The 12,451-nt window shown below is 35.8% G+C and carries 12 protein-coding genes; 2 read left to right on the top strand and 10 right to left on the bottom strand.

The window, feature by feature from the left end; genetic code table 11:
- Positions 1-9 precede the first annotated feature (9 nt).
- The 5 genes from rluF to OGZ34_RS01105 all read right to left on the bottom strand — a co-directional run bounded on the left by rluF (position 10) and on the right by OGZ34_RS01105 (position 4,396).
- Positions 10-822, bottom strand: a complete 813-nt coding sequence (gene rluF, locus OGZ34_RS01125; protein ID WP_173964410.1) for a 23S rRNA pseudouridine(2604) synthase RluF — start codon at positions 820-822, stop codon at positions 10-12.
- Positions 823-963: 141 nt separating this feature from the next.
- Positions 964-1,311 (bottom strand): antibiotic biosynthesis monooxygenase family protein, encoded by a 348-nt coding sequence (locus OGZ34_RS01120; RefSeq protein ID WP_173964409.1) that lies wholly within the window; start codon positions 1,309-1,311, stop codon positions 964-966.
- Between the two features lie 154 nt (positions 1,312-1,465).
- Positions 1,466-2,323, bottom strand: a complete 858-nt coding sequence (locus OGZ34_RS01115; RefSeq protein WP_263361900.1) for an alpha/beta fold hydrolase — start codon at positions 2,321-2,323, stop codon at positions 1,466-1,468.
- Positions 2,324-2,518: 195 nt separating this feature from the next.
- Positions 2,519-3,298: a zinc ribbon domain-containing protein gene (locus tag OGZ34_RS01110; RefSeq protein WP_173964407.1), complete on the bottom strand. Its 780-nt coding sequence runs from the start codon at positions 3,296-3,298 to the stop codon at positions 2,519-2,521.
- Positions 3,299-3,301: 3 nt separating this feature from the next.
- Positions 3,302-4,396 (bottom strand): Nif3-like dinuclear metal center hexameric protein, encoded by a 1,095-nt coding sequence (locus tag OGZ34_RS01105; protein ID WP_173964406.1) that lies wholly within the window; start codon positions 4,394-4,396, stop codon positions 3,302-3,304.
- A 127-nt stretch (positions 4,397-4,523) separates the two neighbouring features.
- Here OGZ34_RS01105 and lpxK point away from each other — a divergent pair, with 127 nt between their 5' ends.
- The gene (gene lpxK / locus OGZ34_RS01100) at positions 4,524-5,546 is read left to right on the top strand and encodes a tetraacyldisaccharide 4'-kinase (RefSeq protein WP_173964405.1); all 1,023 of its coding nucleotides are present in this window, start codon (positions 4,524-4,526) and stop codon (positions 5,544-5,546) included.
- A gap of 13 nt (positions 5,547-5,559) precedes the next feature.
- On the opposite strand, the gene OGZ34_RS01095 is transcribed toward lpxK, so the two are convergent.
- The 3 genes from OGZ34_RS01095 to lipA all read right to left on the bottom strand — a co-directional run bounded on the left by OGZ34_RS01095 (position 5,560) and on the right by lipA (position 9,711).
- The gene (locus OGZ34_RS01095; RefSeq protein WP_173964404.1) at positions 5,560-7,728 is read right to left on the bottom strand and encodes a tetratricopeptide repeat-containing hybrid sensor histidine kinase/response regulator; all 2,169 of its coding nucleotides are present in this window, start codon (positions 7,726-7,728) and stop codon (positions 5,560-5,562) included.
- 27 nt (positions 7,729-7,755) lie between these two features.
- Positions 7,756-8,754, bottom strand: a complete 999-nt coding sequence (gene gap, locus OGZ34_RS01090) for a type I glyceraldehyde-3-phosphate dehydrogenase (RefSeq protein ID WP_173964403.1) — start codon at positions 8,752-8,754, stop codon at positions 7,756-7,758.
- A 90-nt stretch (positions 8,755-8,844) separates the two neighbouring features.
- Complete coding sequence (gene lipA / locus OGZ34_RS01085) at positions 8,845-9,711, bottom strand: lipoyl synthase (RefSeq protein WP_047774095.1); 867 nt, start codon at positions 9,709-9,711, stop codon at positions 8,845-8,847.
- Positions 9,712-10,042: 331 nt separating this feature from the next.
- Here lipA and OGZ34_RS01080 point away from each other — a divergent pair, with 331 nt between their 5' ends.
- Positions 10,043-10,906, top strand: coding sequence for a M48 family metalloprotease (locus tag OGZ34_RS01080; RefSeq protein ID WP_173964402.1), 864 nt, complete (start codon positions 10,043-10,045; stop codon positions 10,904-10,906).
- 65 nt (positions 10,907-10,971) lie between these two features.
- Here OGZ34_RS01080 and OGZ34_RS01075 read toward each other — a convergent pair whose 3' ends face one another.
- The gene (locus tag OGZ34_RS01075; protein ID WP_173964401.1) at positions 10,972-11,352 is read right to left on the bottom strand and encodes a PH domain-containing protein; all 381 of its coding nucleotides are present in this window, start codon (positions 11,350-11,352) and stop codon (positions 10,972-10,974) included.
- A gap of 267 nt (positions 11,353-11,619) precedes the next feature.
- Positions 11,620-12,450, bottom strand: a complete 831-nt coding sequence (locus OGZ34_RS01070; protein WP_173964400.1) for an energy transducer TonB — start codon at positions 12,448-12,450, stop codon at positions 11,620-11,622.
- Position 12,451: the final 1 nt, after the last annotated feature.

Below are 12,451 nucleotides of genomic sequence, written 5' to 3'. Positions count from 1 at the left end.
TTTTTTTATTTAATAATCTCCTTTTTTCTTAAATCGTGGATCATGTTTGGAGATGAATTCAGTTCTTCGCCTCGGAGCTTCTTCTTTTGGCAAACTCGCTTCCTCTGTTTTACTGGAAGGTTCAATTAAGCGATTTAGTTCTTTAATTTCGCCATCAGTCAGATCGCGGTAACGCCCCACCGGAATATCCAGTGAAATATTGATAATTCGGATACGTTTTAAAGCTGTTACGTCATATCCTAAATACTCGCACATTCTACGAATCTGACGGTTTAGACCTTGTGTCAGAATAATTTTGAAAGTGTATTTGCTTATTTGTTCTACTTTGCATTTTCGGGTAACAGTGTCTAAAATTGGAACACCATTTCCCATTCGCTGAATAAAACGATCTGTAATAGGTTTGTTAACCGTTACCGTATATTCTTTTTCATGGTTGTTTCTGGCGCGCAGAATTTTGTTGACAATATCACCGTCATTTGTCATAAAAATCAATCCTTCACTCGCTTTGTCCAGACGCCCAATTGGGAAAATGCGTTTAGGGTAATTAATATAGTCTACAATGTTATTTCGAACCTCGAGATTGGTGGTGCATTCAATTCCAACAGGTTTGTTGAACGCCAAATACACCATTTTTTCGTGCTTTTCTACAATTAGTTTTCCATCAATACGTACTTCGTCATCGGGTGAAACTTTTGTTCCCATTTCCGGTACGACACCATTTATTGTTACGCGTCCTTCTTCAATAAGTTTATCGGCTTCACGACGAGAACAATACCCAGTTTCTCCTATAAATTTATTCAGACGTTTTAAATTCTCTTCCATACTGCAAAAGTAGTTAAAATTTAGACTTCTTAGACTTCTTAGATTTTTAGATCATTAGATTCTTAGATTATTGGATAGCTCTATTTGAACTTTAGAGTTTTGGAACCTTAGCATCTTTGTCTCTTTGCTGCTTTGAACCTTTTACGTGGAATGAAAATCCGAACTATCCGAAGGTGTTTCTTTTCGGTCAAACATCCCGTAATCACGAACTACTGAGGCAATCCGTAAGTGATAATCTTTAAAAACTTCATTTCGTCCCTTTGCTTGTGCATGACGATGCATTTCAAGATTTCTCCATTGCTGAATGCTTTCTTCATCCTTCCAAAATGACAAGGACAAAACTTTCCCGGGGTCACTAAAACTCTGAAATCTTTCTATCGAAATAAAGCCTTCAATATGGTCCAATTCGGGACGCAGACTTGCAGCAATATCCAGATATTCTTCTTTTTTTCCTTCATTCGGAATTACTTCGAAAATTACAGCGATCATTTTTTTAGATTTTTAGGTTTTTAGATTGTTGGATTGTTGGATTGTTGGATTGTTTGGCTTTGATTTTAGGTTCTCAACGACTTAGAATCTTAGATAAACTTTTGTGTCTTTGCCTCTCTGGACCTTTGTTTCTTAGAACCTCAGTACCTTAGCACTATTGCTTAGCAGAAAACAAAAACTCAATAACCTTTTGATACAATTCGTCGTCATGCATTCCGTGGCCGAGGCCTTTAGTTTCAATAAACTGACTGTTTTTCCAATTGCTGGCAATTTTTTTTCCTTCTTCAAAAGCAACGATCTTATCTGTAGTGTCGTGTGCGATTAGACCCGAAACATTAAATTGGGAGGCAAACCGTTGTCCTGAAAAATCTTCAAGTTTAAAATTGAAGCGATTCATGAATTTACCTTCTAAAAGGGTAAACATTTTGGTGTTTAAACTCAACATTGAGATATAATTATCAATCAGTGTTTTTAGGTCAGATGGAGCACCAAGAACAACCATTTTGTTTATACTGGTGTTGGGAAATAAATATTGGTGGTAAACGCAGGCAGCCCCCCCAATAGAATGACCGATAATAATGGTGGGCTGGTATTTTTCTACAGCCTTGTTGATAAATTCGGCATAAAGTGGAACGTTAAATTCTTTACCGCTGCTTTGTCCGTGAGCAGGAGCATCAATAGCAATGATGGTACTTCCTGACTTTTGTAGGTGTGGTAGTGTTTTTTTCCAGCGGGAAGCATTACTTTCCCAGCCGTGAACAAGCAATATTTTGGTTTCGTTACCTTTCCAGATATAGGTTTGAAAATGATGTTCGTTATGGTGAAACGTTTCTGTTTCGGTATTTCTTAATACTTTGGGCAGGCTGTCCTTCTGAAGTCTTCCAATTCTGGGCTGACTGAAAAGTGCATAAGAAAGCTCAACGGCTTTTTGTGGGCGAACGTAACTTAAAAAGTTAATATAAGATCCGACCGATTTTAATGTGATGAAACGTATTCCTTTTTTAATTCCCAAAACAAATAATTTAGTGATAAAAATAATATTCGGGAATCGATCTAAAAAAGCTTCGCCACGAATTACACAAATTTACCACGAATTTTTATTCTTTAATGTGTCAAAAGAGAAATTGGCGAAATTTGTGTAATTCGTGGCGAGAAAAAATACCGTTTAACGGCAAAAAAAAAGTCCCGATTGGATCGGGACTTGTATTTAGAATTTAGAGAACAATTGTTCCATTTTTTCTTTTTCTTCTTCAGCTAAAGCGCTGTCAACTAAAATTCTTCCAGAGTGCTCATCAGTAATGATTTTCTTTCTTGAAGCAATTTCTACCTGAGTTTGTGGTGGAATTGTAAAGAATGATCCTGCTGAAGCTCCTCTTTCGATAGATACAACTGCTAAACCGTTACGAACACTACTTCTGATTCTTACATAAGCAGCTAATAATCTCTCTTCAATTTGACCTGAATACTCAGCAGATTTCTCTGTTAAGAAGATTTCTTCTTTTTGAGTTTCAGACATAATTGCATCTAGTTCAGATTTTTTATGTTTTAAATGAGAACTTTTTGCGTCAAGTTTTTCTTTTAAATTAGAAATAACTTCTTTTTTATGTTCGATAGAAGCTTTCATTTCTTTGATTTGCTTTTCAGCCAATTGAATTTCTAATTCCTGAAATTCAACCTCTTTAGTCAAAGAATTAAATTCTCTGTTATTACGAACTGATTCTTGTTGTTTTGTGTATTTTTTGATAACCTCTTTGTGCTCATCAATAGCGTTTTTCTTTGCTTTGATAAGATCCTCAATCACTTCAAGTTCACTTTTCAGTTTCTCTGAACGCGTGCTTAAACCTGCAACTTCATCCTCTAAATCCTCTACTTCTAAAGGAAGTTCTCCTCTTACGTTTCTGATTTCGTCAATTCGGGAGTCAATAAGCTGTAAATCGTATATTGCTCTTAACTTGTCCTCAACACTTAATTCTTTCGTATTCGCCATATTCTATAAGTACTTAACTGGATTTGTATTTTCTTCTGATAAAATGATTGCAAAATTAAGGATTTTTTTTCGAAGATAATCAACAATATAGTTTTTTGTATACCGTTCGCTCTCAAAATGACCAATATCGGCTAAAAGTAGACGATTTTCTGCTTCATAAAACTGATGGTATTTTAAATCGGCAGTCAAAAAAGCATCGGCTCCGCTTTGAATGGCATTTTTTATGGCGAAACTCCCAGAGCCCCCCAGAACGGCTACTTTCTTGATTTTTTTGCCTAAAAAGGCTGAATGACGAATTCCGTCAGCAATCATTTTATCTTTTACAAAAAGCAGAAAGTCCTTTTCATTCATTTCTGTTTCAAATTCGCCAATCATTCCCAGTCCAATAGTTTGATGTGCGTTTTGTATGTCGTAAATTTCATAGGCAACTTCTTCATAGATATGACTGGAAAAAAGTGCTTTCAGAATTTTTGATTGTAAATGTTTTTCAAAAATAACTTCAATTTTTATTTCGGCTCCTGTGTGTAATTTTCCTTTTTCTCCAATGACCGGATTGCTGTTTTCATTTCCCTGAAAAGTAAAAAAACCTTCTGTGTTAAAACTGCAATTGTCATAATTTCCAATCGTTCCGGCACCTGCCTCAAACATTGCATTTCTAACTTTTTCGGAATTTTCGGGAGTGGTATAGGTGACTAATTTTTGAATGAAATTTTGTTTCGGAATCAGAACCTTTGTGTTGATTAAGCCCAATGCATCACAGAATATTTTATTAACCCCTTGAGAATGGTTGTCTAACGCCGTATGGACGGCATAAATCGCGATGTCGTTTTTGATTGCTTTTAAAATGGCACGTTCTACATAATTTTTACCTGTGATTTTTTTAATTCCGGAGAATAAAATAGGGTGAAAACAAACCACCAGATTACAATTTTTGGCAATTGCTTCCTCAATAACAGATTCTAATGCATCGTGGCAAACTAAAACTCCTGTACTTTCAGTTTCGGTATTGCCAACTAGGAGTCCTACATTGTCAAAATCTTCGGCATAAGCCAAAGGAGCCATTTCTTCCAGGACTACTATTATATCTTTGATTTTCATTTTTGCTTTTTGTTTGAAGTTTCGGGTTTTATTTGTTTCAAGTCTCCTGTTGAGGGGAAAACTTGAAACGTCGAACCTGAAACAGATTCATAAAACAAATTAACGAAAAATATTATACTTTCGTAAAATGAATGTACTTAGAAAAATACTTTTCCCGTTCGCGATTTTGTACGGATTGATTACTAGTGTAAGAAATTTTCTTTTTGATAAAGGAATTTTAAAATCTACTTCATTTGATATTCCGGTTATTGCAGTTGGAAATCTTAGTGTTGGGGGAACAGGTAAAACACCCCAAATAGAATATCTTATCCGATTATTATCGGATCGTTATAAAGTGGCTACTTTAAGCCGTGGTTACAAACGAAAATCAGAAGGTTATGTATTGGCCAGTGAAACTTCTAACGCTGAAATTTTGGGAGATGAACCCTTTCAGTTTTATCAGAAATTCCAAAATATTCAGGTAGCTGTTGATGCCAATAGAAGAAACGGAATCACGCAATTGCTTTCGCAAACTGAAAAACCGCAGGTAATTTTGTTAGATGACGCTTACCAACACCGAAAAGTAAAAGCCGGGTTTTATATTTTATTAAGTTCTTTTGATGATTTGTATGCTGATGATTTTATGCTGCCAACTGGAAATCTTCGCGAGAGTAGAAGTGGGGCCAAAAGAGCTGATATTGTGGTGATCACAAAATGTCCAAAAGAGCTATCGGAGCAAAAACAGGAGGAAATCAGATTGAAGTTAAAGCTCAAATGTTCCCAACAGCTTTATTTTACTTTTATTGATTATGATGATTTTATTTATGGTATAGATGAGAAAATGGCTGTAAGTATTGTTAAATCAGAATCAAAATTACTTTTAGCCGGAATTGCAAAACCAAGTCCGTTTTTCGATTATTTAAAAAATGAAAAAGATGAATGCCTGACTTTTCCGGATCATCATCATTTCTCGGATGCTGATTTAGAAACAATTCAGAATAAGGCACAGAATAAAAGGGTTATTACGACCGAGAAAGATTATGTACGTCTAAAAGATTCAAAATTGATTTCGGGTTTGTATTACCTTCCTATCAAAAGTACATTTATCAAGCACCAGCAAAATTTTGACACCACCGTTCTTGAGTATGTAAAAACAAATTTACCGTCTTAAGAAAGTATTGACGTTAGAAAAATCGGGATATAATGCTGTAAAATTCGTCTGGAACAAATGGTTTCGTAATAACATCGTTCATGCCATAAGATAGTAGCATATCTCTGTTTTCATCAAGCGAAATAGCAGTAAGTGCTATAATCGGAGTTGTTTTGTCAAACTCTCTGATTAATTTTGTAGCTGTAGTTCCGTTGATTCCCGGTAAGTGAACATCCATTAGGATCATATCAAAACGTTTTACTTTTAAAAGCTCAACGGCATCCTCACCATTGTCGATAATTTCGCAGGTAATGTCTTTGTTCTCGAGCATTTTTCGAGTAATCATCTGATTGATTTTGTTGTCCTCAATCAGTAGAATCGATTTGTTTTTTAATTGCGTATCGTTATATGGTTTTATTTCTTCAATAGTTTTCAATTGCTCTTTGTTAATCTTAAAGTTTAATTTGAATGTAAAAGTTGAACCTTTGCCAACTTCACTTTTTAGTTTGATTTCTCCACCCAAAAGTTCAATTAGTTTTTTGACAATTGTAAGTCCGAGGCCGGTTCCGCCGTATTTTCTGTTTACTTCTATGGACCCTTGCGAAAAGCTTTCAAAAACAGTTTGAAGCTTGTCTTCGGGGATGCCAATTCCGGTGTCAACAATCTCAAAGTAAACGGTTGCATTGTCGCCTTCCAGCTCGAATAATTTTGCGATGACACTCACATGTCCGTTTTGAGTAAATTTTAGAGCATTGTTGATTAAGTTCAGAATGATCTGAGACAGTTTTGTCGGATCTCCAATTAAATTATCGGGGATGCTTTCATCTATTTCAAGGTTAAAGTAGTTTTTGTTGGCTGTCGCTAATTCCTTTAAAGAACTCTGAATATTAAAGAGTAACTCTTTAAGATTGAAGCTAATGTTCTCTATTTCAACTTTTGTGGAATCGATTTTATTAATTTCCAGGATTTCATTGATAAAAGTGGTCAGGTAATTTCCTGAGAATTTCAACGATTCTAAATATTTTAATTGTGTTTTTTTAGGATTGTCTTCGAGTAACAAGTGGGTAATTCCATTAATGGCGTTTAATGGCGTCCGCAGTTCATGACTTACCGTTGATAAAAATTCGGATCTCGCTTTCGATGCTTTTTCCGCTTTATTTTTGGCCAGTATGAGCTCTTTGTTTTTTTCTCTCAGAAGTAAGTTGTTTTGATTTCGTATAATGTTGTTTTTGTACAAAGCCAGACTCAAAAGAGACAAAATCGAAATGAGGGCAATCGCTAATATACTCACCAGTTTAGAATAGCGATAGGTTTTTAACTGGATTTTTTCTTCGCTTTCCTTTTTAATACTGTCTTTTAAGGATTCGTTCTTTTTGAATTTTTCAAATTCATTCCGATCCGTTTTGTTGTTTTTTAACTTTAAGATGTAATTCTCTAATTGATAATGTTCTTCCAGATAGGAGTAGGCTAGGTCAAAATTTTTATTTTGTCTGTAGTACTGACTGATCGCTAAGATGATTTTTGATTTTTGAGCCAGGTTATTGGTTTTGGCATTATAGCTTAAAGCATTGTTGAAATAAACAATAGCGGAATCATTTCGTTTGAGTTGTGTTTCAATTAAACCAAGTTGGTAGTAGGAATCGATTTTGGCTTTTATGTTTGCCGGAAGGTCTGTTTCCTGTGTTATTTTTCGAAAAGATTGGGCTGCTAAGGGCAGATTTTTGTTGTTTTTTAAGGCTATCGCTTTCTGATAGCTTAATACTTCGGCCGGATCTTTAATTTTTAATTGGTTTAAAAGCTCTTCTGTTTTCTTGTAATAGATTTCCGCTGCCTGGTAATTGCCTTTTACAGTATTTGTCAAACCAATATAATGTAAAGCCAGAGCTTTGGTGCAGGTTGGTTTTGTATTTTGAAATAGAAAAACACTTCGATGAAAGTTTTTCAGGGCTTCTTCATAATTTTTTTGGCTGTAATAAATCTTCCCAAGCTTAAAAGTTTGATTAGCGAGGTTTTCGACTTTATCGTTTGTTTCGCAAAAGTCAATAGACTTTTTGGTGTAAAAAATAGCTTTGCCGTAATTTTTATTGCTGAGACTGGCGTCTGTTAATTTGTTGTAATAGAAGACACTGTCTGTACTCTTTTTAGCTTGAGAGTACAAAAACGAATTTAATAGACAAACAACAATAAAAAGATAGTGTTTCATGTATGGCTATGCTTTTACAATGAATCTTTAAGTTTTTCTTATTAGTAAAATCAAATCGATCAATCTTGATGAGTAGCCAATTTCGTTATCGTACCAGCCCACAACTTTTACCATTTTGTCAATAACCGAAGTTAATTGAGCATCAAACAAACACGAATGCGTATTGCCAATTACATCAACTGAAACAATTGGATCTTCAGTGTAATCTAATATTCCTTTTAAATTTGTTTTTGAGGCTTCTTCAAATGCTTTATTTATTTCTTCAATCGTAACAGCGCGTTTTACATTAAATGTGATATCTGTTAAAGAACCATCTGGAACGGGAACGCGAATTCCGCACCCTCCGATTTTATGATGCAAGTTAGGGAAAATTTTTGTTAATGCCTTAGCTGCACCTGTTGTTGTTGGAACAATCGACTGACTTGCACCTCTCGCACGACGTAAGTCCTTATGTGGCTGGTCGTGAAGACTCTGATCTGTGGTGTAAGAGTGTATGGTTGTGATATAGGCTTGTTCAATTCCACACAATTCATCGATGATTTTGATCATAGGAGCCGCATTGTTTGTCGTACAGCTTGCATTCGAAACAATGTTTTCACTGCCGTCCAGAATCATTTCGTTAACCCCTAAAACTACTGTTTTAATGGTGTCAACTTCTGATGGCGCCGAAAGAATTACTTTTTTGGCACCGGCTTCAATATGGGCGTTTAATTCCTCGTGCGTTTTGTACTTTCCTGTTGATTCAATTACAAGATCGATGTCGTGACGTTTCCAGTCCAGATTGGAAATGCTTTTTTCGTGAAAAAAGAAAAAGTGTTTTCCGTCAACAATAATTCCTTCTTCGTCATGACTGACTTTAAAAGGTAAGACTCCATGAATACTGTCGTATTTTATTAAATGCGACATGGTTTTGTTATCGGCGATGTCGTTGATGGCAACTACTTCAATTTCAGGATGGTTTAAAAGTAAGCGAAATAAATTTCGGCCGATTCTTCCAAAACCGTTTATAGCAATTCTTGTTTTCAAGCTTTCGGTTGTTTGTTACATCGTTTAATCGTCGATTGGTTTAACCGTACTTACGATTAAACGATTTAACAAATAAACGGTTAGACTTTTTTATAAAATGTGTTTTTGTGCTTTGTAAGAAGAACGAACCAGTGGGCCGCTTTCTACATGACGGAAACCTAATTCAAGGCCAAATTTTTCATATTTAGCAAACTGATCAGGCGTTATAAATTCTTTTACAGGCAAATGTTTTTTACTTGGCTGTAGGTATTGACCAATAGTAACAACGTCAACATTTGCATTTCGTAAATCAGTCATAGTCTGAAAAACTTCTTCTTCAGTTTCTCCAAGACCCAGCATAATTCCAGATTTGGTTCTGTTGATTCCTTTTTCTTTCAGGTAGCGTAAAACTTCGAGACTGCGATCGTATTTGGCCTGAATACGTACTTCACGGGTCAAACGGCGAACCGTTTCAACGTTATGTGAAACGACCTCAGGATTGGCCTCAACAATTCGGTCGATGTTTCTTTCGATTCCCTGAAAATCCGGAATTAAAGTTTCAAGAGTAGTATTAGGATTCATTCTTCGGATTGCTTTTACAGTTTCAATCCAGATAATAGATCCGCCATCTTTTAAATCATCTCTGTCCACACTGGTAATTACGGCATGTTTAATGTTCATAATTTTGATAGAACGCGCTACTTTTTCAGGCTCGTCCCAATCAACCGTTTCAGGGCGTCCGGTTTTTACACCGCAAAATCCGCAGGAACGAGTACATACATTTCCCAGAATCATAAAAGTGGCTGTACCCTCGCCCCAGCATTCTCCCATATTTGGGCAGCTTCCGGAGGTACAAATAGTGTTTAGGCTATATTTATCGACCAAACCACGTAGTTCAGTATATTTTTGTCCAATAGGAAGTTTAACCTTTAACCATTTAGGTTTTCCCGTTGGTATATTTTCAATGACTGTTTCCATATATCAAAATTCAAAGTACAAAGATAAGCAATGTAGTTTATTTGGAGATTCGTTTAAGATTTAATTTGGTATTGATGTGCACAGAGTTTTTATAACGCACTTTTGGTGATAATCTTGCGAGGGTGTTAAATTATTATTTTTAAGACATTGATGCTTATTAAAATACCTGATTTTTGTTTGTCAAATTGAATAAGAGTAGTGATTTTGGTTGACTGCTCATTTTTGCGTATTTAAAATTTATATCTTTATTTGTTAAAAAAATAGTTGAAACCGAATCAAAACGGAATTGGCTTTGTACTACATTTGTTGTTAAATTGTAATCATATAAAACATGAAAAAGAAATTTATAGTATTAGGAGTTTTGTTTGCCACTTTTGGTTTTACTAAAGTAAATGCGCAGATTAATTTTGGTGAAAAAGCGATGAGTGCTGTTCAAAAAGGTGTTAGCGGTTTTACTTTTAGTAATGCTGACGCTGCTGCTTTATCAAAAGCAGCTGTAGATAAAATGGATGCTGAAAATCAGGTTGCAGCTTCTACTGACCCGTATACTTTAAGATTAAACAGAGTTTTTGGAAAGTATACAACGGGTGACGGATACACGTTAAACTATAAAGTTTATAAATTAAAAGAAGTCAATGCTTTTGCAACTGCCGATGGAAGTGTACGTGTGTATTCGGGATTGATGGATATCATGGATGACAATGAACTGCTTGCGGTAATTGGTCACGAAATTGGACACGTAGCCAATCATGATTCTCAGGATGCTATTAAAGCTGCCTATAGAAAAGAAGCTTTGCTGGAAGGAGCAGCTTCACAATCGGCAACTATTGCAAGTGTTACCGATAGCCAGTTGGGTAAAATCGGAAGTGCGATTATCGACAGTAAATTTAGTCGCAAGCAAGAAGCTGAGGCTGATTTGTTTGCTTATGATTTCCTGAAAAAGAATGGTTACAATGTAAATGCCGAAGAATCTGCTTTTAGAATTTTGGCTAAGATGAGTGAAGGAAATGAAGCGTCATTTATTGATAAGATGATGAGTTCACACCCGGATTCAAAACAAAGAGCTGAAGATGCTAAGAAAAGAGCAGAGAAAGATGGTTTGTATAAGCCGTATGTACAGCAAAAAATTGTAAATACTGCTCCGGCAAAAAAAGCAACTCCAGCTAAGAAAGCACCTGCTAAAAAGAAAAAATAATCTTTTTTAATCTAATAACTAAGCCCGACAGATTTTTAAAATCTGTCGGGCTTGCTGTATAAGGTTTAACCTAAAACGTGAAATGCAAGTACTTTCTGTACATCGTACACATTTACAGATTTGTTAAATTGTTTTACAATGCTTGGTTGTAATTCACTTGCTACCCAGATTTTTAGTTCGGCATCCAGATCAAATGTTCCAGCCGTTTCTACGCTAAAACGTGTAATGCTTTTGTAGGCAATTGATTTGTATTCTGTTTTGCTGCCTGTTATTCCCTGCACGTCAACCAGAATTAATCTTTTGTTTGTGAAGATAAAAGTATCACGAAGTAGTTTAAAACCCATTTCGATTTCTTCCCTGTCCGTTAAAAGCTGCCCGTATTTTTTTAATAACTCCTCCTGACTAACAGAGCCAGCGTTGCCTAGAATAGCTGAAAATATTCCCATTTTTTAGTTTTTAAATTTAATAGATTTGATTTTCCTTTTTAGGAGTGGTAAAAGTAAGTAAAAATAAAAGGATGGAAATAGTTTTTGTAAACACAAAAGTGTAATTCAATACTGAATTTAAAGAGACAGTTGGTGATCTCAAGGAAAGTCACACAGCCACAAAGTTTTGGTTCTTTTGTGGCTGTGTGTATAAAAACTGTTTTTTTTAAGCGCTTTCGAAAAAGAGCTTAAAAAAAGCAGAACCTGAGTTCTGCTTTTTCGTGTTTATTATTCTGCTTCCGTTTTTATTGTGATTGGAAGATTATAGGCAGTTCGAACGGGATTTCCGTTTAAAATACCCGGACTCCATTTTGTTTTTAAGGATTTCAATACTCTGATGGCTTCTTTTCCAATTCCGTACCCGGGATCGTTTTTTACCATAATGTCAGTAATGGAACCGTCTTTTTCGATTACAAACGATACATATACTTTTAATGTTCTTTCTGCATCCAATTCTGGTCTGTTGAAATTGTTTCCTACGTAAGTATAAAATTTAGCCATTCCTCCAGGGAATTCTGGTAGTTTGTCTAAGATTGCTACATTCACGGGGTCTTTACTTTCGCCTATTGAAGTTTTAACTTCTCCGCCACCATTATTTCCTGGGATAGGATTTGCAGTAACGGGCCCTGTTCCTGCATTTGTATTGTCAACTACAGGATGATTGTCTGTATTTGGTGCAATAACATCAGGAGTAGCCTGGGCTGTAGTTGTCACAACCGGATTTACCAATTGTATACTAGTAACGGGTGGCGTAGCTGCGCTTTGTTGAGGTACAGCTGGAGCTGGTGGTTCAGGTTGTACCTGAATCGGAGTTAGATCTACAGGTGTTATGGGGTCAGTAAGAACAGTTGGTTCTGTTTCTACAGGGCCATGCGACCCAAACTTATTAATCAACACCGACGCACTTCCCAGACCTGCCAATAATAGCAATCCCATAAATAGCGCTGTAATTGTAGTTTTTGAACTCTCCTGGCGTAATTGATACGCGCCGTACTCTTTGTTCTTGTCTTCGAAAACAAGATCGGTCCAATTGGTTTCGTAGATGTTTGATTTAGTCATG

The organism is Flavobacterium collinsii, assembly GCF_946903285.1.
Lineage (GTDB): Bacteria > Bacteroidota > Bacteroidia > Flavobacteriales > Flavobacteriaceae > Flavobacterium > Flavobacterium collinsii.
The sequence above is the reverse complement of the archived record's forward strand: the minus strand, read 5'-3'. Positions and strand labels throughout refer to the sequence as shown.

Coding starts and splice junctions, on each gene's coding strand:
- rluF (WP_173964410.1), bottom strand. CDS start 822: ATGGAAGAGAATTTAAAACGTCTGAATAAATTTATAGGAGAAACTGGG.
- OGZ34_RS01120 (WP_173964409.1), bottom strand. CDS start 1,311: ATGATCGCTGTAATTTTCGAAGTAATTCCGAATGAAGGAAAAAAAGAA.
- OGZ34_RS01110 (WP_173964407.1), bottom strand. CDS start 3,298: ATGGCGAATACGAAAGAATTAAGTGTTGAGGACAAGTTAAGAGCAATA.
- OGZ34_RS01105 (WP_173964406.1), bottom strand. CDS start 4,396: ATGAAAATCAAAGATATAATAGTAGTCCTGGAAGAAATGGCTCCTTTG.
- lpxK (WP_173964405.1), top strand. CDS start 4,524: ATGAATGTACTTAGAAAAATACTTTTCCCGTTCGCGATTTTGTACGGA.
- OGZ34_RS01095 (WP_173964404.1), bottom strand. CDS start 7,728: ATGAAACACTATCTTTTTATTGTTGTTTGTCTATTAAATTCGTTTTTG.
- lipA (WP_047774095.1), bottom strand. CDS start 9,711: ATGGAAACAGTCATTGAAAATATACCAACGGGAAAACCTAAATGGTTA.
- OGZ34_RS01080 (WP_173964402.1), top strand. CDS start 10,043: ATGAAAAAGAAATTTATAGTATTAGGAGTTTTGTTTGCCACTTTTGGT.
- OGZ34_RS01075 (WP_173964401.1), bottom strand. CDS start 11,352: ATGGGAATATTTTCAGCTATTCTAGGCAACGCTGGCTCTGTTAGTCAG.
- OGZ34_RS01070 (WP_173964400.1), bottom strand. CDS start 12,450: ATGACTAAATCAAACATCTACGAAACCAATTGGACCGATCTTGTTTTC.